Origin of the sequence: Corynebacterium sp. ACRPZ (assembly GCF_022346205.1) — a bacterium.
Lineage (GTDB): Bacteria > Actinomycetota > Actinomycetes > Mycobacteriales > Mycobacteriaceae > Corynebacterium > Corynebacterium lehmanniae.
Map to the genome: position 1 here is coordinate 96,619 of NZ_JAKRMR010000007.1, position 19,669 is coordinate 116,287.

Sequence of the window (19,669 nt, forward strand, 5' to 3'; positions counted from 1 at the left end):
ACTGGCGAGAACGAAAGAGCCCCGCCAAAAGTCGAGCGGCGGAGGTCGAGTCCGGCCCAAATAGAGGGGGCGTACTCGACCTCCCGTACTCGACTTTCGCGGGGCAAAGGCAGGGCGGGGCCGGGGGCTAACGCTTTTCGACGTCAGCTCCGCCCCGCCAGCCGGACCTAGAGCCCTTCGACGACCTCGTCGCGCGCGGCGACCAGGTTGCGCAGGGAGGGTTCGACCTCCTTGTAGCCGCGGGTCTTCAGGCCGCAGTCCGGGTTGACCCAGAGGCGCTCGGTGGGCACGTGGTTCAGAGCGGCGCGCAGCAGGCCGGCGATCTCCTCGGCCGAAGGCACGCGCGGGGAGTGGATGTCCCACACGCCGGGGCCGATCTCGGAGTGGAAGGTCTCGTCGATGTCCTCGAGCAGCTCCATCTTGGAACGGGCTGCCTCGATGGAGGTGACGTCGGCGTCGAGGCCGGCGACGGCGTCGATGATCTGGCCGAACTCGGAGTAGCACAGGTGCGTGTGGATCTGGGTCGAAGGCTGCGCCTCCAGGGAGACCAGGCGGAACGCGCGCTGGGCCCACTCCAGGTAGGCGGCGCGGTTGTCCTCGCGCAGCGGGAGCAGCTCGCGCAGGGCCGGCTCGTCGATCTGGATGACCTTGATGCCGGCCTTCTCCAGGTCCGCGACCTCGTCGGCGAGGGCGACGCCGATCTGGTCGGCGGAGACCGAAAGCGGCACGTCGTCGCGCTTGAACGACCAGGCCAGGATGGTCACCGGGCCGGTGAGCATGCCCTTGACCGGCTTGTCGGACAGCGACTGGGCGTAGGCCGACCACTCCACGGACATGGCCTCCGGGCGGGAGACGTCGCCGACCACGATCGGCGGGCGGGTGCAGCGGGAGCCGTACGACTGGACCCAGCCGTTTTCGGTGACCACGAAGCCGTCGAGAAGCTCGGCGAAGTACTGCACCATGTCGTTGCGCTCCGCCTCGCCGTGGACGAGGACGTCCAGGCCGATCTCCTCCTGCAGGTCGATGACGTGCTTGATCTCGGCCTTCAGCGCCTCGGTGTACTCGGCGTCGGAGAGGTTGCCCTCGCGGTGGTCCGCGCGGGCCTTGCGGATCTCGGTGGTCTGCGGGAAGGAGCCGATTGTGGTGATCGGCAGCGTCGGCAGGCCGAGCTCCTCGCGCTGGACCTTGTTGCGCTCCTTGAACGCCGGCTCGCGCTTGACGGCGCCCTCCGGCAGGGCCGCCACACGGTCCACGACGGCCTTGTTGTGGATGGTGGTGGACTCGGCGCGGGTGCGCACGGCGCGGTCAGACTGCGCGAACGCCTCCTTGGCGCCCTCCTCACCTGCGACAAGCGCCTGGATCTCGGCGAGCTTCTCGTCGGCGAACGCCAGCCACGGGGCGACCTCGACCGGGATGTTGCGCTCGGCCTTCAGGGTGTGCGGCACGTGCTGCAGGGAGGTGGAGGTGGACACGGACACGGCGTCGGCGCCGCGGCCGAGGGAGTTGAGCACGTCGGTGCGCTCGCGCAGGTTGGCGGTCCAGACGTTGCGGCCGTCGATAAGTCCTGCCACCAGGTGGGTGGAGTCAGGCACGGCGGCGCGCACGCGCTCTGGGTAGCCGGCGTCGGCCTCGAGGGTCCACGGGGACAGGTCCACGTGCAGCGCCTCCACGCCCAGCTCGCCCAGGACCGGCAGGGCCTCGCGGGCGGAGCCGTACGGGGTGGTCAGGTACACGTTCGGGCGGGTCTCGCGGCCCAGCAAAGCAGACCAAGCGGAACGCAGGTGCTGCGCGATCTCCGCGTCCGGGGTGGACAGGTCGGCCACCACGGCGGGCTCGGCGATCTGGACCCACTCCACGCCGGCTTCCTTCAGCGCGGCGAAGACCTCGGCGTACGCCTCAACCAGCGACGGCAGCAGCGACCACTCCGCCGGCTTGGACAGCGCGATCAGCGTGACCGGGCCGACCAGGAACGGGCGGACCTTGTGGCCGGCCTCGGCGGCCTCCTCCACGATGCGCAGGATGCGCTCCGGCACCGCCTTGATCTCCTGGCCAGCCTCGATCTCCGGCACGAGGTAGTGGTAGTTGGTGTCGAACCACTTGGTCATCTCCAGCGGCACGCGGGTGTCGTTGCCGCGGGCGAGCGCGAACTCCTCGTCCAGGTCAACGCCGCCCGGCACGAGGCCCACGGTCAGAGCGGTGTCGAGCACCTGGTCGTAGAGCGCGACGTCCGCCGGGATGGCGTAATCCTCGGTCAGGCCGAGGTCGCGCAGGTGGTTGTAGTTGTTCACGCGCAGGGCGCGTGCGGTGGAGCGGAACGTCTCAGCGTCGATGCGGCCCGCCCAGTAGCTCTCCAGCGCGCGCTTGAGCTCGCGGTTCGCGCCGATGCGGGGGTAGCCCTCGATGGTGGCCTTGGGGAAGGTGGTCATTGTTGTCCTTTATCTATTCCGATGCGGTCCAGAAAGTCCCGCGTGACGTCCAGGTTGTTGTGCGTGTACACGTGGAGCCCGCCCGCGCCGGCATCCAAAATCTCGCGCGCCAGGTTGGCGGTGAGCTGCATGCCGGCCTCGTACTCGTCGTCAGCCTCGAGCAATTGCCTCTCGACGCCTACCGGCACCTCCAGCCCCGACAACTCCCCCATGCGTCGGACCCGTTTCAGCGAGGTCATCGGCATGATGCCGGGGATGAGCGGGATACGCACACCCGCCAGCCGCGCCACCTCGACGAACTCCAGGAAATCCTGGGCCTCGAAGAACAGCTGGGTGATGGCGAAATCCGCGCCCAGGCGCTGCTTGGCTAGCAGCACGTCCAGGTCGTGGTCGAAGTTGCGCGACTCCTGGTGGCCCTTGGGGTAGCAGGCCACCGAAAGCGCGAGCTTGCCGGCGGCGAGGCGGAACGCCTCTTCCTCCTGCACGTCCTGGATCAGGTTGAGCAGATCCGTGGCGTACTGGAGGTGCTCCGCAGGCAGGCCGGCTTCCGGCAGGTCCCCGCGCAGGGCGAGGAACCCGCGGACGCCGGCGTCGATAAGCACCCGCACCCACTCCGCCATCTCATCGCGCGTGCCCGCGGTGCAGGCGAGATGCGCGATGGTGCGCAGGTCAGTGGTCTCCGCGATGCGGGAGATCACGGCGGCGGTGCCCTCCAGCCACTCGCTGCGGCGCGAGCTGGTCACGGAGACGTAGTCCGGCTTGTACTCGGCCAGGCCCGCGATGAGCCGGTCGATCTTCTCCGCGTCGTCCGTGGGGCGAGGCGGGATGATCTCGAAGCTTAAGGCGGTGCGCTGGCGTTTCGGGCGGGGGCGGCGGATCAGCGGCGCGCCCTCGCGGTCCAGCGGTGCCGAGGCGGAAAGCCTGGTCGAAGGAGAGGCTTCGAACATGGCAGGACCTTTCTCGGCTGGGTTGATGTGTTTCGTTGCACCGTGGTTAAACGGTGCCTTGAAACTTATTGACGCCACGTAACCGCCACAATGCGTTGTCGGTTTTGCGCAATGTTTGCGCTGCGCACGCGGTTATTTGGCGTGAATGTTAATCGCGCAAAATGGACCAAGCTGTTCACTTTTGCGTAACGCTTGGTACGCGTGTGGGTGGCACGGCGGTGGAAACGGCGAGCCCCGCGGATTTCGCTACCCTGGGCCGCGTAACCACCCGAAATCTACAAACGCAACACAAGGAGCAACCCATGAACCTCAAGAACATCGGCTTCGCCGCCGCTTTTGCCAACCAGGCGTGGAAGTACCTGCGCGACCAGAACGACAAGCGCGAGCGCGACATCTACCAGTCCCTGCTGGACAACCTGAAGGAAGGCAAGCTGGACGATATCCACGAGAAGTTCGACATCGACGAGCTGGAGGAGCTGTACGGCGCCGCCCGCGCGCAGGCTGGCGAGATCACTCGCGACGCGCACGACCGGCTGGACCGCCGCCGCAAGCAGTTCGAGGCCGCCGCCCCGAGCCGCAAGGAGCGCCAGGAGTTCCTGGAGAAGCACGCGAAGAACGCAAAGAAGAGCGCGAAGAAAAAGAAGAAGGGCGGCGTTGGCAAGGTCATCGGCACCACCCTGGCCACCGCGGCGCTCGCGGGCGGCGCGTGGGCGGCCTGGGAGTTCTTCCTCAAGGACAAGCTCGCGGGCGAGGATGAGCCGGCGAAGACGTACCGCCCGGCGCCGACCCGCACGGAGACGGATACGCGCGGTTCCTCCACCATCGTGTACTCGACGCGCACGGAGGACGACCGGGATCGCACCCGTCGTGAGGAGGGCGTTGAGGGCGGCGTGTTCCCGAATGAGCCGAGTGAGGAGCAGCTGCTTACCGACGCCACCAGCTCCCAGGACCTCGGCGGGGAGGGCCTGACCACCCTGGACACCCTGGCGGACGACCAGCGCAAGGCCACCGACCCCCAGCACTCCGCGGAGGACGACATCGACGGTGGCCGCCACGAGCTGCGCGAGGACTAAATCACGCCGTGGTGCGCCAGCCCGCCATGAGGTGGCGCACCAGGCGGTCGCGCACGTCCGGGAGAATGTCGGCGAGCGGCCGCGTCGCCACGACGAGCTCGGTTGCCAGCTGCATGGGTGACTGGCCGGGGGCGATGATGCCGTGGGGGGCGGCGGCGTCGATAAGCAATTGCACCTTGCCCATGAAGACGTCGCGGCGAGGATGCCCACGCCCGATTCGACGAGCGCCCAGACGAAGGATTCGAAGTGCTCGACGGGGTTGTCCTCGAAGCCGTCGAGAGTGTCGTCGAGGAGTGCTTCGATGCGTTCGAGGAAGACGATCGCGCAGGCGTCGTAGAGCGCGGCGCGGGTGGGAAAGTGACGGTAGAGGGTGGCGATGCCCACTACTCGGTGGATTTGGTGCGCTACGCACTGTTTGGCACACAGTCGTACGACCCGCGCATGTGGACCGCCGTGACCGTGCTGCTGTTCGTCGGCGCGATGTCCGTGGCCATCGCCTGCGCGGCGCTGTACGTCCGCCGTGTTTGGAGGATGAAAGATCTCCACCCCGAGCTGACGGTTTAGCCCCTACCATGGGCGGGGCACAACTTTTCCCCCGATAGATCGAAGGACCCCACCCATGTTTCTGAAGAAGTCCAACAAGGACAAGATCAACCTGCGTCTCCCGTCCGCCGCGCTGCGCATCCCCACCGGCGCCCTGATCCTAAACTCCGGCCTGGGCAAGTTCCAGGTGGACAAGGAGGGCGCGGAGGGCCTGCGCGATATGGCTACCGACGGCATCCCGCAGCTCGGCCAGGTCGACGCCGAGACGTTCGCCACCGGCCTCGCCTCCGCCGAAACCGCCCTGGGTGCGGCGCTTCTGTGCCCGCTGATCCCGAACCGCCTCGCCGGCCTGGGCTTGACCGCGTTCGGCGCTGGCCTGCTCACCATGTACTTCGGCGGCGACCAGTACACCGAGGACGACGGCATCCGCCCGTCCAGCGCAGGCCTTGCCATTGCGAAGGACTCCTGGCTCGTGGGCATCGGCCTCGCGCTGGCTGCCCTGCCGCGTAAGTAGCCGTGAAGCGCGCCCTCGCCCTCACGCTCGCCGCCGCGCTGATCCCGGCGGCGGTGGCCGCGCCGAAGGCGGAGGCGGTGAGGCTGCGCTGCCACCCCGTGCACGTCATCCAGGCGGCTGGCACGGGGTTTTCGCATTCTTGGGATCCGTCCGCGCGCGAGACGCTTTTCGACGACGCGTCCTCCCCCGCCGACGACCTCCAGCGCCGCTTCGGCGCCCGCACCGTGTCCACCTACACCGTGAAGTATCCGGCCTCGCTGGGCAGGTTCAGCGCGCTGGGCAGCGCCGGCAACGGCCTGGAGGGCACGGAGGCCGCCACCTACGGCGAGTCCGTGCGCTACGGCCGCGACGTGGCCACCCTGGAGATGGAGACGGTGGCCCGGCACTGCCCCGGCACCCGCTTCATCCTCATCGGCTACTCGCAGGGCGCGCACCTGATCGGCGACGCCGCCGCGGAGGCCGCTGCCGGGCGCGTGCGCGGGGTGGGCGCTGACGACATCGCCGCGGTGCTGCTGTTCGCCGACCCCGCCCGCGCCCCCGTGCGCGAACCCGCCGAGTCCGCGCGCACGTCGCGCCTCTACGCTGCCGCGCCGAAGGGCGTGCGGGGCGCAAACTTTGAGACGGTCCAGACCGGCGGCACCACCCTGGACCCCACCCGCGTCGGCCTGGCCGGCGCCCGCCGCACCAGCTTCAACGGGCTTCAGGGCAAGGTGCTCTCCCTGTGCAACGGCGCCGACATGGCGTGCGCGACGGACCCGGATTCCGTGCTGCGCGCGGTCGCGGACGTGGCCGCGCGCGACGTGTTGCTCGGCCCCTTCAACGCCTTCACCGGCATGCACGTGGCGCGCTTCCAGCAGCTGCGGGCTAGCGGCATGCCCCCGCGCGAGGCAGTCGAAGCATCGGGGCTTTCGCTTCTCGACGCCACCGTGGCCCCCAAATCCTCTACGAACTCCACCTGATCCTCTCCGCCGCCAGCCGCCACGCGGATGCCGCGAGCCCCACGCCTGTGGAGCAGCAGGCCGCCATCGCGCTGGCTGCCGCGGCACCGGAGCTGGCGAAGGAGGGCGTGAACTGGACCTGGATGCTGCAGGGGCTCAACGGCCTGCGCGGCGCGATGGGCGACTCGCCGGCCGCCGCGTGGTTCGATGCCATGCTCGAGGTGTTCCGCGCGATCCAGGCTGCGGAGCAGATGTACTGGTGGTTGGAGCGCTTCGGCGTGGTTCCCCGCACGCCCACGGGTACGGAGGGGAGGCAGGTGGTGGTGCGGGAGCTCGTCGCAAAGCTGAGTGCTCAGGCTATCGACGCCGCCGGTTTGCGCGCCGCCTACGACCACCCCGCCAACGCAAACCTGGTGGAATCCGCGAAGTTGGCGGGCGATTTCGGGCCGCGGCACATGTCGTACTACAAGCTGGGCTACACCGACATACCCGGCGGGTACAAGGTGGATGGGCGCACCGGCTACGACTACGCGATGGACTGGTTGGGCCAGGTCGTCGAGGGAGTCGCCGGGAAGTAGGCAAGAGAAATGCCCACCAGGGTGGACCTGGTGGGCACTAGCTCTTCGGGGGCTTACTTCTCCTCGTTGGAGGAGCCTTCAGCCTCGCCCTCAGCCTTGTCGGTGGACTTGTTGTCCGACTTGCCGGAGGAGCCGTTCATCAGCGTCTCGCTGCCGGTGGCCTTGCCGATCATGTAGGAGGAGGTGTACTCCTCCGCACCGCAGGCGCGCATGACGCCGTCGACTGCCAGCAGACCCAGGGAGATAGCGCCCAGGGCGCCAGCTGCCATGCCGAGCTGCTCCGGATTCTCGATGGAGAACGCGCCCTGGATGCCAGCTGCGCGCTGCGCACGATCGTCGTTGTAGATGCCCAGGCCCTGCTGGATACGGGTGTTCGCATCCTGGATAGCGCCGTTGATCTGCGCGGACACACCCTCCAGGCCCGGAATCTGGACCTGGGAGAGGATACCCAGCGGGATAGCCAGCAGCAGCGGAGCGGTCAGGCCCACGATGCCGGCGATGCACTTGCCGTCGAGCTCAGCGGAGGAGCCCTTCTGCTCGGTGCGGGTGTTGTTCTCAACGTTGACGTTGATCTCGATCTCGCGCTCGCCGTAGGACTGTCCATCCGGGCCGACCAGGAGGTAGGTCGCCTTGTAGGTGCCCGGCTTCAGATCCTTGCGCGGGACCAGGGTGACGCCCTCGTCGGTCTTCTTGACCTCTTCGAAGTACTCCTTGCCCTTGGTAAAGATGATGTCGTTCACGTTGTCCGGGAAGGTCACGTTGACCGGGGAGTGGTTGTTGATGCTGGTGTCGATCACGACCGGCAGATCGTGGTTCTCGCTGATCACATTGCCCTCGGCGGTGCGGGTGCCCTCCGGGTAGATGCCGTAGGCGATGACGCGGACCAGGTCGCCGTTGGAGTTGCGCTCCTCGACGCGGACCACCTTGTTGGCGGAGCCCTTCTTCGCGGTCAGCTCGACGGAGCCGCCGTTGTCCTTGAGGTCAACCAGGTCGTTGCCGCTGACGACGACAACCTTGTTGCCCTCGTCCAGCTTCTTCAGCTCCTTAGCGTCGCCCTCGATGAGGAAGTCAGTCTGCTGACGTGCGCCGGTGGTCTTGGGCTCGACGATCTCCAGCTTGTAGCGGTTGATCTCCTGGCCGTTCTTGTTGAACTCGGCGACAATGCCGGTCTCGCCAACCTTGTCAGCCTTCGGACGCAGGACCCACTGGCCGTTCCTCTCCTCCGGAGCCTCGAACGCGTCAGCGCCCTTGACCACACGGAAGCTGTTCTCCTCGTTGACCAGGGTCGCCTGGAACTCAGTGGAGGTGGAGATCTTGTAGGTGTACAGACCGCTGCGCTTCGGCTCGACCAGGGTGATCTCGTACTGCGCGTACGCGCCACGCTTGTCGCTGACCTGGATCAGAGCCTTGCCAGCCTTCTCCTTGCCGGTGACGATGAGCTTGTCGCCGTCACGCTTGACGTCCACGAACTCCTCGCCCTCGAGAACCTCAACCTTTTCGCCATCCTGGGACGCGATGGTTGCCTCGGCGTTCCAGCCCATGGTGGTGTTCTCCGGGGTCACCTCAGCGCTGCGGCCCGGAGTGATCTCGAAGGTGTAGCGCTCGAAGACGTAGCCGTCCTCGGACACGTTCTCAATAACCAGGGTGCCCTTGGCGTCGCGCTTCGGGGTGACCTTGATCTCGGAAGCGTCCTTCGCCGGCTGCTCAGCCAGCAGTTCCTTGCCCTTGGCAACCTGGAACTTGGTGCCGTAGAGCTTCAGCTCGTTGTCCGCGGTGATGGTGTATTCCATCTCGCGGACCGGGGACGGCTCGACCGTGTAGGTGTAAGTCTTGATCGGCAGATCGCCTTCGACCTGCGGCAGCTTGTTGCCATTTTCGTCCAAGAGCGGGTTGCCATCGGCATCAGTCTGGTCGACCTTGCCCTTGACGTACTCCACAACCTTGACGGTGCGGGTCTCGCCTTCCGGAACCGGCTTGAACTTCAGCTTGAGATTATCCTTGTCGCCGAGCTTCGAGCCGTCAGTACCCTCGGTGAGGTACTCGTCGCCCTCTTCGACGACCAGCCAGTTGAACTCCTTGGAGCCACGGGTGATCTCAACCGTCGCACGGTCCCTGACCGTGCGCTCGATCTCCTGGTTCTCCAGTTCCTCGACCTCACGCTTAGAAACGTCGATGATCCAGACAGCTGCAAGACGGCCGTTCTCGTCCTTGACGTGGACGGTGACCTGGCCGCCCTTTTCATTGGTCGGGGTGACGACCCACTTGCCGTCCTTCTTCTCGAGCTTCGCCACGTCATCACCCGCGACGATTTCAGCGGTGTAGTCCTTGACGTACTCAATCTCAAGGGTTTCCGGCTTCTCGGACTTGTACTCCAGCTCGCGGTTGTAAATAGTCGGGCCAGCGTTCTTGTCCTCGATCAGCTTCAGGGTGTACTTGTACTCGAAGCCGTTCTCGTCGGTGAAGACGATCTCGACGTCACCAGTTGCGCCCTCCTTCGGGGTGACAACCCAGACGTCGCCGTCGCGCTCGATGGTGACCTTCTTGTCGCCGTCGCCCAGGATCTTGTAGTCGCCACCGCGGTACTCGATCTTCGCGGTGGAGGTGTTCAGGATCTCGCGGGTGACGTCGAACTTGGAGGTCTTGTTCTCCACGGTGACGATGTTCTCGCGAACCTCGCCACTGTCCTCGGTGATACGCACGATGACGGGGCCGGTGTAGTCCTCGCCAGCCTTGACGGTGAGGGTGCCCTTCTCCTCGTCCTTGAGAACATCAAACTCGCCGTGCTCCGGCTTGATGAGCTTGCCGTCCTTGTCGTAGCCGTAGCCCCAGTCGATCTCCTCGCCCGGCTTCCACGGGATGGTGGTGATGCGGTCTTCGCTACCAGCGTTCAAGGTGTAGAAGTAGTTGTTCACCTTGACGTTGAGGGAATCCTTCACAGCAACGGTGTCGGTGACCTTGACGCGGTAGATGTGCTGGTTGCCCTTGTCGTCGGTGATGAGGATCTCAACCTCACCCTCGCCCTCGAAGTCCTCGCGCGGGGTGATGACGAGTTTGCCGTCCTCAGAGCGCTCGACGACCACGATGTCGGAGCCCTTGATGATCTCGAAGGACCACTTGTTGCCGATCTTCTCCGGCAGCTCAATGACCTTGGACTTCTCACCGTAGGTGAAACCTGCGAAGTAGTAGTACTCCGAAACTTCCTTCACACGCTCGTAGTACTTCTCAACGTAGTACTTCTCCACGTCGGTGACCGTGGTGGTCACGGTGGTCTCCGGCTGCTTCACGGTGCTGGTAACCGTCTCGGTCTTTGCCGTGTTGGTGGAGGTGACGGTGGTGACCGGCTGCGTGGTGACGGTCTCGGTGACAACCTCGCCCGGCTTGGTGGTGACAACCGGGGTGTCGGTGACAGTTTCGGTGACAACCTCAGAATTGCCCGGCTCAGTCACGGTGGTGACGTGCGGCTCCGGGGTTACAGTCTTGGTGACAAACTTCGGCGGGTTGGAGTCGGTCTCGTTGACGGTGGTGACGTGCGGCTCCGGGGTGACGGTCGTAGTGACAACCTTGCCTGGTACCTCACGGGTGCTCACGGTGGTGTACGCCGTCGGCAGCGTGGAGCGCTCGGTCACGGTAGTGGCCGGTTTGGTCCGCGTCGTGGTGTAGGTCGTGTTCGGCAGAGTCTTCGTGGTGGTGATCTCCTGCGGGCGGGTCACCGTGGTGGTCACCTCGGGCGTGGTGGGGATCGTCTCCACGATGCTCGGCGGGGTCTTCGGCGGGTTCGGATCCAGACCCGGCTGCGGGACCGGAATCAGACGCTGGAAGGACTTACGCGGCACGATGTTGTAGTCGTACTCGAGCGGCACCAGGACGGTGACGTACTCGCCCGGCTTCACAGTCTTTGCAATCTCGTCGTGGCGGGGGAGCTTGGACAGGTAGTAGCTCGGCTGACCCTTCGGTGCCTGGTGGTGCAAAATGCGGAAACCGGTCAGGTTCTCAAACGCGGACTGGCTCACCTTGCCGTTGACGACATCCTCGCGAGCCTGGTTCAGGTAACCCAGCTGGTTGGACAGCAGCGCGCGCAGAATGCCGTTCTTGGTCAAAATGGCGCCAGCCTTGGACTGATCGCCGTTTGCGTAGGCCTTGTAGTCCTTCTGCAGTTCCTTCACCACGTTGATGGCCGCGATACGGACATCCTCGCTAATGGCATCGCCGTTGCCGACACGACCGGAAGCACCGGTGAGCTTGCGGACCTGGTAGTTGCCGGTATCCCACGGGTTACCGAGACCCCAGTCGATGCACCAGCCCGGGCCAGCGCTGGACGGCAGCAGGTCGATGGACTGGTCGTCCTTCGGGGCCTGCTTCAGCATCTGGTCGTAGCGGGCCAGATCCGCGCCGCTGAGCTTCTCGTAAGCACCAACGATCTGCTGGCTGGAAGTGTTCTCGTTTGCGGCTTCTGCGAGCGGAGCGGATACGACCGCGCCCGTAGCCATAACACCAGTGACCATTGCGGTCATGATGCGCTTTTTCAGGTTTGCGTTATGCAACGTCATAGTCCTTCAACGTCTAGGGAGATATTCGAAGCAGCCTGGAGAGTTCCTGAACACGGACCCCAAAACTGACAGACCCCTATTCAATCGCAATGAACCGACGAAAAGAAGTCCTTAACCCCGCTGAAAGCCATAAAAGTCCAGATATTAAGACAAAACTCATAACTCCACCCCGCTGACCTCGACCTTTGTCCAACTTTTCCACACAAAAAAATCGAGTGATCTTCACCACAAAACCCGCAATTGTTCAACAAACCGGCATTGAAACGCCGAAAACCCGGTGCCGTACTGGCACCGGGTTTCACAGGTTAAAGGCGGTTCTTACTTGGAAGAATCCTGCTTCTCAGAGGAGGAAGAGGAAGAGCTTTCGCCCTCGCCCTTATCAGCCTCAGCCTGGGACGGCTTGCCAGAGGAGCCGTACATCAGGAACTCGCTGTCAGTTGCCTTACCAAGCTGGTAGGAGGAGGTCACTTCCTCCTTGCCGCAGGCACGCATGACCTGATCAACGATGAGCAGACCGACGGTGATCGCTCCGAGTGCGCCGGCAGCCATGCCGAGCTGCTCGGTGTTCACGCCCTGGAACGCACCCTGGAGGTCAGCGGCGCGCTGTGCACGATCCTCGTTGTAGATGCCCAGGCCCTGCTGGATGCGGTTGTTCGCATCCTGGATAGCGCCGTTGATCTGCGCGGAGACACCCTCCAGGCCCGGGATCTGGACCTGAGACAGGATGCCGACCGGGATAGCCAGCAGCAGCGGAGCGGACAGGCCAACCAGGGAAGCAATGCACTTGCCGTCAAGCTCGCTGGAGGAGCCCTTCTCCTGGACCGTCGTGTTCTGCTGGGTGATGTTGATGATCACCTTTTCCTTGTCGTTGAGCTTGCCGTTCTCAACCGGAACCACCATGAGCTTGACGCCGCCGTCCAGGTGAGCACCCGGCAGGACATGCAGCTTGCCACCCTCGGAGACCTCAATCTCCTTGCCCGGCTCGAGGCGCTTCTTCTTGGAGCAATCGTCGTTGTAGCAGACGTAGACCTCGACCGAGTTCTCGCCACCCTTGACGTTGATGTCAAAGCCCTTGTCGCGGGAACCATTAGCGTTGACGTCCGGCGGGGTAAGACCCTCAGCCGTACCCGGGATCTCCATCTCGACGAGGCGGACCGGGTTGCCCTCGGAATCACGCTCCTCGACAAGGATGGAACCAGACTTGTTCTCAGTCGGCTGGATGAACAGCTGACCCTTGGAGTCCGGCGCCGCGTTGGTGATCAGGTCCTTGCCACGAACCACGTGCAGAGTGTTGCCCTTGCCCGGAATGATCTTGTCGTTGAAATCGCGCTTGTAGACAACGCGCTCCTCGACGAACTTCAGCGGGGTCGGCTGCTCCACGATCTCGATCGTGTGGCGCTTGACCACCTTGTCGTTCTTGTCCACCTCGACGACGGTGACGGTCTTGCCGATGGAGTCCTTGCCCTTCGGAGTCAGGATCCACTTACCGGTCTTCTCGTCGATCTTGACGTTGACGTACTCCTTGCCCTCATCGACGCGAATCTCGTTCTTGTTGATTCGGGTGATGGTGAAGCTGCCGTCCTCGGTGAGCTTGAAGTTCTGCTCGCGGGACTCGGAGCTGCCGCCCTTGCCGTTTTCGCCCGGGACGACGTCGATGTTGTAGATGACGTAAACGTCGTCGCCCTTCTTGATCTTGACCTGGGTCTTGCGCTCAGCGCCGTCCTTCGGGGTGACGATGATGGTGTTGCCGTCCTTGGTGACGTCAACCAGGGACTCGTCGGTGACCTCGTAGTCGGAGCCCTCCGGGATCGTCAGAGTCAGCTTCGAGGTCGGGTTGAGGGTGATGTTCTCCTCGCGCGGCTCGGACGGCGTGACGTTGAACTGCCAGGTCTGGAACGGCAGATCACGGGAGTTCAGGTTGTGAATGATCACAGTGCCCTTAGCGCCCGGCTTAAAGTTGACCTTGCCGTTCTCGATGCTCTCGACGAGCTCCTCGCCCTCGACGACCTTGAGGTTAAGCTTCTGGGTCTCGCCAGCAATCCGAACATCGTCGCCAACCTTGACGTCGATCACGCGGTCCTGGACCTTGCTCTTGGTGACGTTGAGGGTCCACTCAGCAACGGTCTTGCCGTTCGGGGACTTCTCAGCGACGACGATCTGGCCCTCGAAACCAACCTTCGGCAGCACGCGGAACTTGCCGTCCTCGGTCTTTACCAGGGTCGCGTTGTCCTTGCCCTGAATGATTTCGAAGGTGTTGCTCTCGTTGCCCGGCTTGAACTCGGCGGTGTTGCGGTCCTTCAGATCCTGGGTGAACTTCGGGATCTCGTACTGAGCGTCCTCTTCCTTCGGCTTCGCCGAGATGGTGTAGACGCCAACCAGCACGCGCTCACCGTTGCCATCCTTCGCGTACAGGTTGAAGATGCCGGTGCCGTTGTTTTCGTTGTGGATCTTAAAGCCGTTATCGGTCGGCTTGATGTCCCAGTTGTCTTCGTTGCCGCCGGTCTGGATCAAATCCCAATCGTCGCCGGAGGTCTTGACGTCGACATCCGTGCCCTCTTCGATGAGGTGGGTCTCAACGTCGACCAGCACGTTGGCGCCCGGGCGGATGTCCAGGGTGTAGGTGTGGGTCTTGCCCTCGGCGTCCACAGCCTTGAGCACAACTTTCCCCTCGGCGTTCGGCTTCGGGGTGATGATCCAGAAGCCGTCACGCTTCTCAATGGACTCGATGAGGTCCTCGCCGGAGACAATCTCCGGCTTGTTCGCAACGTTTTCAATCTCCAGTTTGTAGGAGTTGGCGTTACCGATCACGCGGGTCTGCGTGTACTTGTCGGAGGTGGCGTCGATGTTGAACTCGTAGACGTTCTTGTTGCCCGTCTTCTCGCCCTTGTCGTTCTTCTCAAACACCTCGATCTTGACGTTGCCCTTGAGCACGCCGTCGTTGATCTTGACGTTGAGCTTGCCGTCCTTCTCCTCGGTGGTGACCAGGCCCTTGCCCTCGACGATCTCGTAGTCCCAGCCTGCCGGGATGTCGATGTTCTGGTTCACACCGGAAACGCCCACGTTGAAGTAGTGGTTGTTCACGGTGACCTCGCCGGTGGTCTCCACGGTGGTGGAATCGTTGACCACGTCGATGACGTACTCGTGGCGGTTGCCCTCGTTGTCCACGACAACGATGCGGACCTTGCCGCGGCCTTCCTTCTTCGGGGTGATCTTGAGGATGGCGGTGCCGTCCTCGCGGACCTCCTTGGTCACCTCGACCAGACCGTTGGAATCGTCGACGAAGTCGATGTCCCAGGAGCCGAGGTTCTTGACCTCGATCTCCTCGGTCTTCTCGCCGGTGCGGAAGTCGAAGGCGTAGTCGTAGTGGCGGAAGTAGCGCTCGACCTCCTTGGTGGTGGTCTTCTCTTCGCGCTGGGTGCTGGTGACAGTGGTAGCCACGTACTTCGTCTCCGGCGCAGCGGTGACGGTAGCGGTGGAGGTCACGGCCGGCTTGGTCTCCGTAACCGTCTCAACCTTCGGCTCGAGGGTGCGGGTGGCGTACTCGGTCTGCTTCGCGCCGGTGACGGTGGTCGTCGGGGTGACGGTCTTGGTCTCGGTGACGTACTCCGGCTCGCCCACGACGGTCTGGGTCACGGTCCGGGCCGGGGCGGTCTTGGTGATGGTGACGTCCGGTGCGGACTCCTTCTTGGTCTCAGTGACGGTGGAGACCTCCGGGCGGCGGGTGGTGGTGACCGTCTTCTCCGCCTGGGTGACGGTGGCGATCTCTTCCTGCACCGGCTGGACGTACTGCGTCTTGGTCACCGTCGGCTGGACGGTTTCTTCCTTGATGTAGTCCGGGGAGCCGACCTCAACCGTCTTGGTCACGGTCGGGCGCTCGGTGACAGTCTTGGTCGTGGCCGGTGCGGTCACCCACTCGGTCTTGACCGTCTGGCCTTCCTTGACGCCCGGCTCGAAGCCCTCGAGGCCCGGCTGCGCAATGGTGATGATGCGCTGGTTGGTCGGCTCCTTGGACAGGTCCTCGTACACGTTGTAGGAACGCGGCAGCAGGATGGTGACGTACTCGCCATCCTTGACGTTCAGGCGGGAAGAAGCAGCGTCGTTCAGTGCGAGGTAGTAGTTGGCCTGGCCGCTCTGCTCGAAGTAGCTCTTGCGCACCTCAAAACCGGTCCACTGCAGGAACTGCTGTGCGGAGATCGGCTTCACGCCCGGAACCTGGACGTTGCGGGAGCCAGCAACCCAGCCGCGCAGGAGGTTCAGGGTCTCCTTGTTGTTGGACAGCAGCGCCTGCAGTGCCACGTTCTTGGACATTGCATCGGCGTTCTTGCCCTGCTTCACGTCCGTAAGCATGAGCTTGGTCAGGTTAATAGCGGCGCGCTCAATATCCTCGTCGATCTTGAGGTTGCCGCCCATGTCGCCGTTAAAGCCGTAGAAGCCGGAGGTGCCGTCGAGCTTGCGCACCTCATATGCAGTGTTAGTGCGCGGGACATCGAGGTGGCGGTCGATGCACCAGCCCGGGCCGAGCGGGGTCCAGTACTGGCCCGAGTCCCGGTTCCACTCCTGCTTCAAGTTGTAGTCGACAGCGACCTGCTCAACGGAGGAGTCGAGGGCGGAGTACTGGCTAGTAATACGCGAGTCTGCGTCTGCGGCGGGAGCGACAACGGCTGCACCACCGAATGCAACTGCACCGGAGACCAGGGTGGCCATGATGCGCTTTTTCAGGTTTGCGTTATGCAACGTCATAGTCCTTCAACGTCTAGGGAGATATTCGAAGCAGCCTGGAGAGTTCCTGAACACGGACCCCAAAACTGACAGACCCCTATTCAATCGCAATGAACCGACGAAAAGAAGTCCTTAACCCCGCTGAAAGCCATAAAAGTCCAGATATTAAGACAAAACTCATAACTCCACCCCGCTGACCTCGACCTTTGTCCAACTTTTCCACACAAAAAAATCGAGTGATCTTCACCACAAAACCCGCAATTGTTCAACAAACCGACGGTCAGCGGTCCAGCGGGCCCGAACTTCTGTCGCCGCGGACCCGCTTGAGCACATTCTCAGCGGAAATCAAACACATGGGCACGCCCACCCCCGGCGTCGTGGTCGCTCCAGCGTACATCAGCGACTCCACCTTCCGGCTTGTGTTGGAGCCGCGCAAGAACGCGGACTGTCGCAGCGTGTGCGCGGGCCCGATGGACCCGCCGGACCAGGCGTGGTAGCGCTCGGCAAAGTCCGCAGGCCCGAGCGTTTGCTTTACGACGATCCTCCGGCCCAGCCCCGCAACCCCACACCGTGACGCAATCTGCTCGATCGCCGCGTCCGCGATCCGCTGCACCTGCTCCGAGGCTTCGCCGCGGTACATGTCGCCGTGGCCCACCGACGGATCCGCGGGCACCGGCACCAGCACGAACAGGTTCTCGTGGCCGGCAGGCGCCACAGACGGATCCGTCGCCGACGGCTTGGACACGTAGATGGACTGCGACGCGCCCAGTGGGCGGCTAGCAACCGGTCCATTAAATACAGCATCGAAGTCGTTGGACCAGTCGTCGCTGAACAGGAAGTTGTGGTGGGTAAGTTCCGGGATTTCGCCTTCGACGCCCAGCATGACCAGCACGGTGCCCAGGCCCGGGTCGCGCGGGGCGAACCAGGACTCGTCGTAGGTGCGCTGCTTCTTCGGCAGCAGGCGGGTTTCGGTGTGGTGGAGGTCCGCGGCGGAGATGGTGAGGTCGGCGGGGAGCCTTTGGCCGTCGATAAGCATTACGCCCCTGTCCTCGATGGCCGCGACCTCGGAGTTGAAGCGGAACCGCGCGCCGTGCTCGACGGCGAGCTCAAACAGCGCGTCCATGACTGCCGCGAAACCGCCCTGCGGATACAGCACGCGTTGGGTGAGGTCGGTGTGGCTGAGCAGGTGATACATGCTCGGCGTGCGGCTGGGGTGCGAGGAGAGGAACACCGACGGGTACGTGAGCATCTGGCGCAGGCGCGTGTCCGTGAAGCGCTTGGCCACGAACCTGTCCAAGGGTTCGGTGAGGTAGCGCGCGAGGCGGGTGTACTGGCCACGGATGCGCTTCAGCGGCTCGAGGGAGCGGAAGTTGGTGTACAGGAAGTTCTGGATGGCCAGGTCGTAGGTCTCCTCGGCGCTATCCAGGTATTCCAGGAGCTTGGCGCCCGCGCCCGGTTCGAGCTGCTCGAAGAGCTTGGCGGCGTTGTCGCGGCCGGAGTGGACGTCGATGGGCTCGCCTGTCTCCGGGAAGAGGCGGTAGGCGGGGGCGAGGGGCTGGAGATTGAGGAGGTCCTCGGTGCGTTTGCCGAAAAGCCCGAAGAAGTGGTCGAACGCGTCCGGCATGAGGTACCAGCTCGGGCCGGTGTCGAAACGGAAACCGTCGACGGTCTCGTTGCCGGCGCGGCCGCCGTAGGTAGGCAGCTTTTCCACCACGGTGGTGTCGATGCCCTCACGGGCCAACAACGCCGCGGTGGCCATGCCGGCCACGCCGGCGCCGATCACGATGGCTGACTTCGGTTGCGGTTTCATTGCTTCCTTGCGTTTGCGAGCGCTTTTGCCGTCAGCGCGAGCTTGATGTGGTTGGGCACACTAACGCGGGTGGATTGCAGCTCGGCTGCCGGGGTGGCGGCGATGCGGGCGTTGAGCTCCCTGAACAGCGCCCCGGCGGCGGCCACTCCCCCGCGGGCCGCCGGCGGCAGCAGCGGGATGGCCGTGTGGGCGCGGTCGAGTTCGTCGGTGATTTGGCTGGTGAGGGTGGACTTTAGGGCGTCGTCAAGCGGGGCGTCGAAGTACGCGCGGCCGAGCGCGCGGCTGTCCTCCCCGAGGTCGCGCAGGAAGTTCACCTTCTGAAACGCGCTGCCGAGCGCGCGGGCGCCGTCCTCCAGCTCGCGGCGGTGCGGGGTGTCGCGGCCGCGCAGGAAAATGTCCAGGCACATCAAGCCGATGACCTCAGCGCTGCCATATATATAGGTATCCAGCTCTTCCGGCGTGAAAGCGGTCTGCGTCAGATCCGCGCGCATGGAGGCGAAAAAGGCGCGCACGTGGTCCTCGTTGAGGCGGCACTCGCGGAACGTGCGCGCCCACGCGTGCAGCACCGGATCCGTGTGGAAGCGGTGGGCCGGCGCGTGCAGGACTTGCTCTTCGTACAGGTCAAGGGCCGTTTCCGGGCATTCGTTGGCCTGGGCGGTGGTGCCGTCCACGATCTCGTCCGCGATGCGCACCACCGCGTACAGGTTCCGGATGTGGGTGCGCTCCGGCTCCGGCAGCGTGCGCACGGCCAGGGAAAAACTCGTGGAATACTGCGCGATCACCTGCGCCGCCGCCTTGTCCGCCATGGCGTCGAAGCGGGAGAGGTAGGTGTTCACGCCTTGGGAGCTTACCGTGCGGGAACTGCGCTACTCCTTGGACTTGTCGTACGAGGCGTTGGCGATGATCTCCTCCGCCTCTTCCTGAGACAACCCCTCCCCGCGTAGACTGACCATCTCCATGGTGGAGACGTTGCCGGTCTCCGAGTTCTCCGCGGAGAGGAACAGCCCGTCCCAGTAGTCGCCGTCGTCGTCCACGGCCTCGAAGTAGCTCACGATCGCCTTGTCCGCGCCGTCCACCTCGGCGTCGTCCGTGCCCCTCGGCTCAATCTGGGTGTCCCCCGCAAAAATGTTGCCGTACAGCGCAACCGAGTTAGTCGCGTCCGCGTGCGGCGCCACACCCGTGTCCTTGGACAGGCGGATCTGCACCGTCATCGCGTCCTCGCTGTCGCGCGCGCCCACCACCCACGGGTCCTTAATGGAATCCGGGTCGCTGGAGCTATCAAACTCCGACCAGCCCTCCGGCACCCGGACCGTCAGCGGGCCGGAGCTGACCTCCAGCACGCCGGGATCCTGCGCACCTTGCGTTTCCTGTGTTTCTTGCGCTTCCTGTGTGTCCCCTGCCCCACACGCCGCCACACTCAGCGACAGCGTTGCGGCGGCGACCGCGGATATAATCTTTCGCTTCACGGCTGGGCCTCCCATGGTGGTTTTGCCCGCGATAGTACTGACTGGGCTGCTTCTCCGCCGGGATTCTCACTTTCACACTTTGTCTACCTGCGGTTTCGGAGTTTGATT

General features: G+C 64.2%; 13 protein-coding genes. 5 read left to right on the top strand and 8 right to left on the bottom strand.

Translation table 11 applies throughout. The features are described from left to right. Positions 1-167: 167 nt before the first annotated feature. Both metE and MHX64_RS06580 read right to left on the bottom strand, forming a co-directional pair. Entirely contained in the window at positions 168-2,426 is a 2,259-nt protein-coding gene (gene metE, locus MHX64_RS06575; RefSeq protein ID WP_239356300.1) for a 5-methyltetrahydropteroyltriglutamate--homocysteine S-methyltransferase, read from the bottom strand. Next, complete coding sequence (locus MHX64_RS06580) at positions 2,423-3,373, bottom strand: methylenetetrahydrofolate reductase (RefSeq protein WP_239356299.1); 951 nt, start codon at positions 3,371-3,373, stop codon at positions 2,423-2,425. Before MHX64_RS06580 ends, metE begins: the two co-directional genes overlap by 4 nt. Positions 3,374-3,675: 302 nt before the next feature. On the opposite strand from MHX64_RS06580, the gene MHX64_RS06585 reads away from it, so the two are divergent. Then, complete coding sequence (locus MHX64_RS06585) at positions 3,676-4,446, top strand: hypothetical protein (RefSeq protein ID WP_239356298.1); 771 nt, start codon at positions 3,676-3,678, stop codon at positions 4,444-4,446. A gap of 1 nt (position 4,447) precedes the next feature. Here MHX64_RS06585 and MHX64_RS06590 read toward each other — a convergent pair whose 3' ends face one another. Further along, a complete protein-coding gene (locus MHX64_RS06590) occupies positions 4,448-4,630 on the bottom strand; it encodes a hypothetical protein (protein WP_181889426.1) in 183 nt (60 codons plus the stop codon). A 62-nt stretch (positions 4,631-4,692) separates the two neighbouring features. Here MHX64_RS06590 and MHX64_RS06595 point away from each other — a divergent pair, with 62 nt between their 5' ends. From MHX64_RS06595 to MHX64_RS06610, 4 genes are read left to right on the top strand one after another with little or no spacing between them, the layout of a single operon-like run. Continuing rightward, on the top strand, positions 4,693-5,010 hold the full coding sequence (locus MHX64_RS06595; RefSeq protein WP_239356297.1) for a hypothetical protein: 318 nt from the start codon (positions 4,693-4,695) through the stop codon (positions 5,008-5,010). A 55-nt stretch (positions 5,011-5,065) separates the two neighbouring features. Further along, a complete protein-coding gene (locus MHX64_RS06600) occupies positions 5,066-5,503 on the top strand; it encodes a hypothetical protein (RefSeq protein ID WP_239356296.1) in 438 nt (145 codons plus the stop codon). Positions 5,504-5,505: 2 nt separating this feature from the next. Further along, positions 5,506-6,462, top strand: coding sequence for a cutinase family protein (locus MHX64_RS06605; RefSeq protein ID WP_239356295.1), 957 nt, complete (start codon positions 5,506-5,508; stop codon positions 6,460-6,462). 47 nt (positions 6,463-6,509) lie between these two features. Further along, positions 6,510-7,019, top strand: a complete 510-nt coding sequence (locus MHX64_RS06610; protein ID WP_239356294.1) for a hypothetical protein — start codon at positions 6,510-6,512, stop codon at positions 7,017-7,019. A gap of 53 nt (positions 7,020-7,072) precedes the next feature. Here MHX64_RS06610 and MHX64_RS06615 read toward each other — a convergent pair whose 3' ends face one another. The 5 genes from MHX64_RS06615 to MHX64_RS06635 all read right to left on the bottom strand — a co-directional run bounded on the left by MHX64_RS06615 (position 7,073) and on the right by MHX64_RS06635 (position 19,561). Continuing rightward, positions 7,073-11,566, bottom strand: a complete 4,494-nt coding sequence (locus MHX64_RS06615; RefSeq protein WP_239356292.1) for a hypothetical protein — start codon at positions 11,564-11,566, stop codon at positions 7,073-7,075. 318 nt (positions 11,567-11,884) lie between these two features. Further along, on the bottom strand, positions 11,885-16,306 hold the full coding sequence (locus tag MHX64_RS06620; RefSeq protein ID WP_239356290.1) for a hypothetical protein: 4,422 nt from the start codon (positions 16,304-16,306) through the stop codon (positions 11,885-11,887). 259 nt (positions 16,307-16,565) lie between these two features. Then, positions 16,566-18,095, bottom strand: a complete 1,530-nt coding sequence (crtI, locus tag MHX64_RS06625; RefSeq protein WP_239356289.1) for a phytoene desaturase family protein — start codon at positions 18,093-18,095, stop codon at positions 16,566-16,568. Next, a complete protein-coding gene (locus MHX64_RS06630) occupies positions 18,092-18,901 on the bottom strand; it encodes a phytoene/squalene synthase family protein (protein ID WP_239356370.1) in 810 nt (269 codons plus the stop codon). Before MHX64_RS06630 ends, crtI begins: the two co-directional genes overlap by 4 nt. Before the next feature lie 60 nt (positions 18,902-18,961). Next, positions 18,962-19,561 (bottom strand): hypothetical protein, encoded by a 600-nt coding sequence (locus MHX64_RS06635; protein ID WP_239356288.1) that lies wholly within the window; start codon positions 19,559-19,561, stop codon positions 18,962-18,964. Between the last annotated feature and the right edge of the window lie 108 nt (positions 19,562-19,669).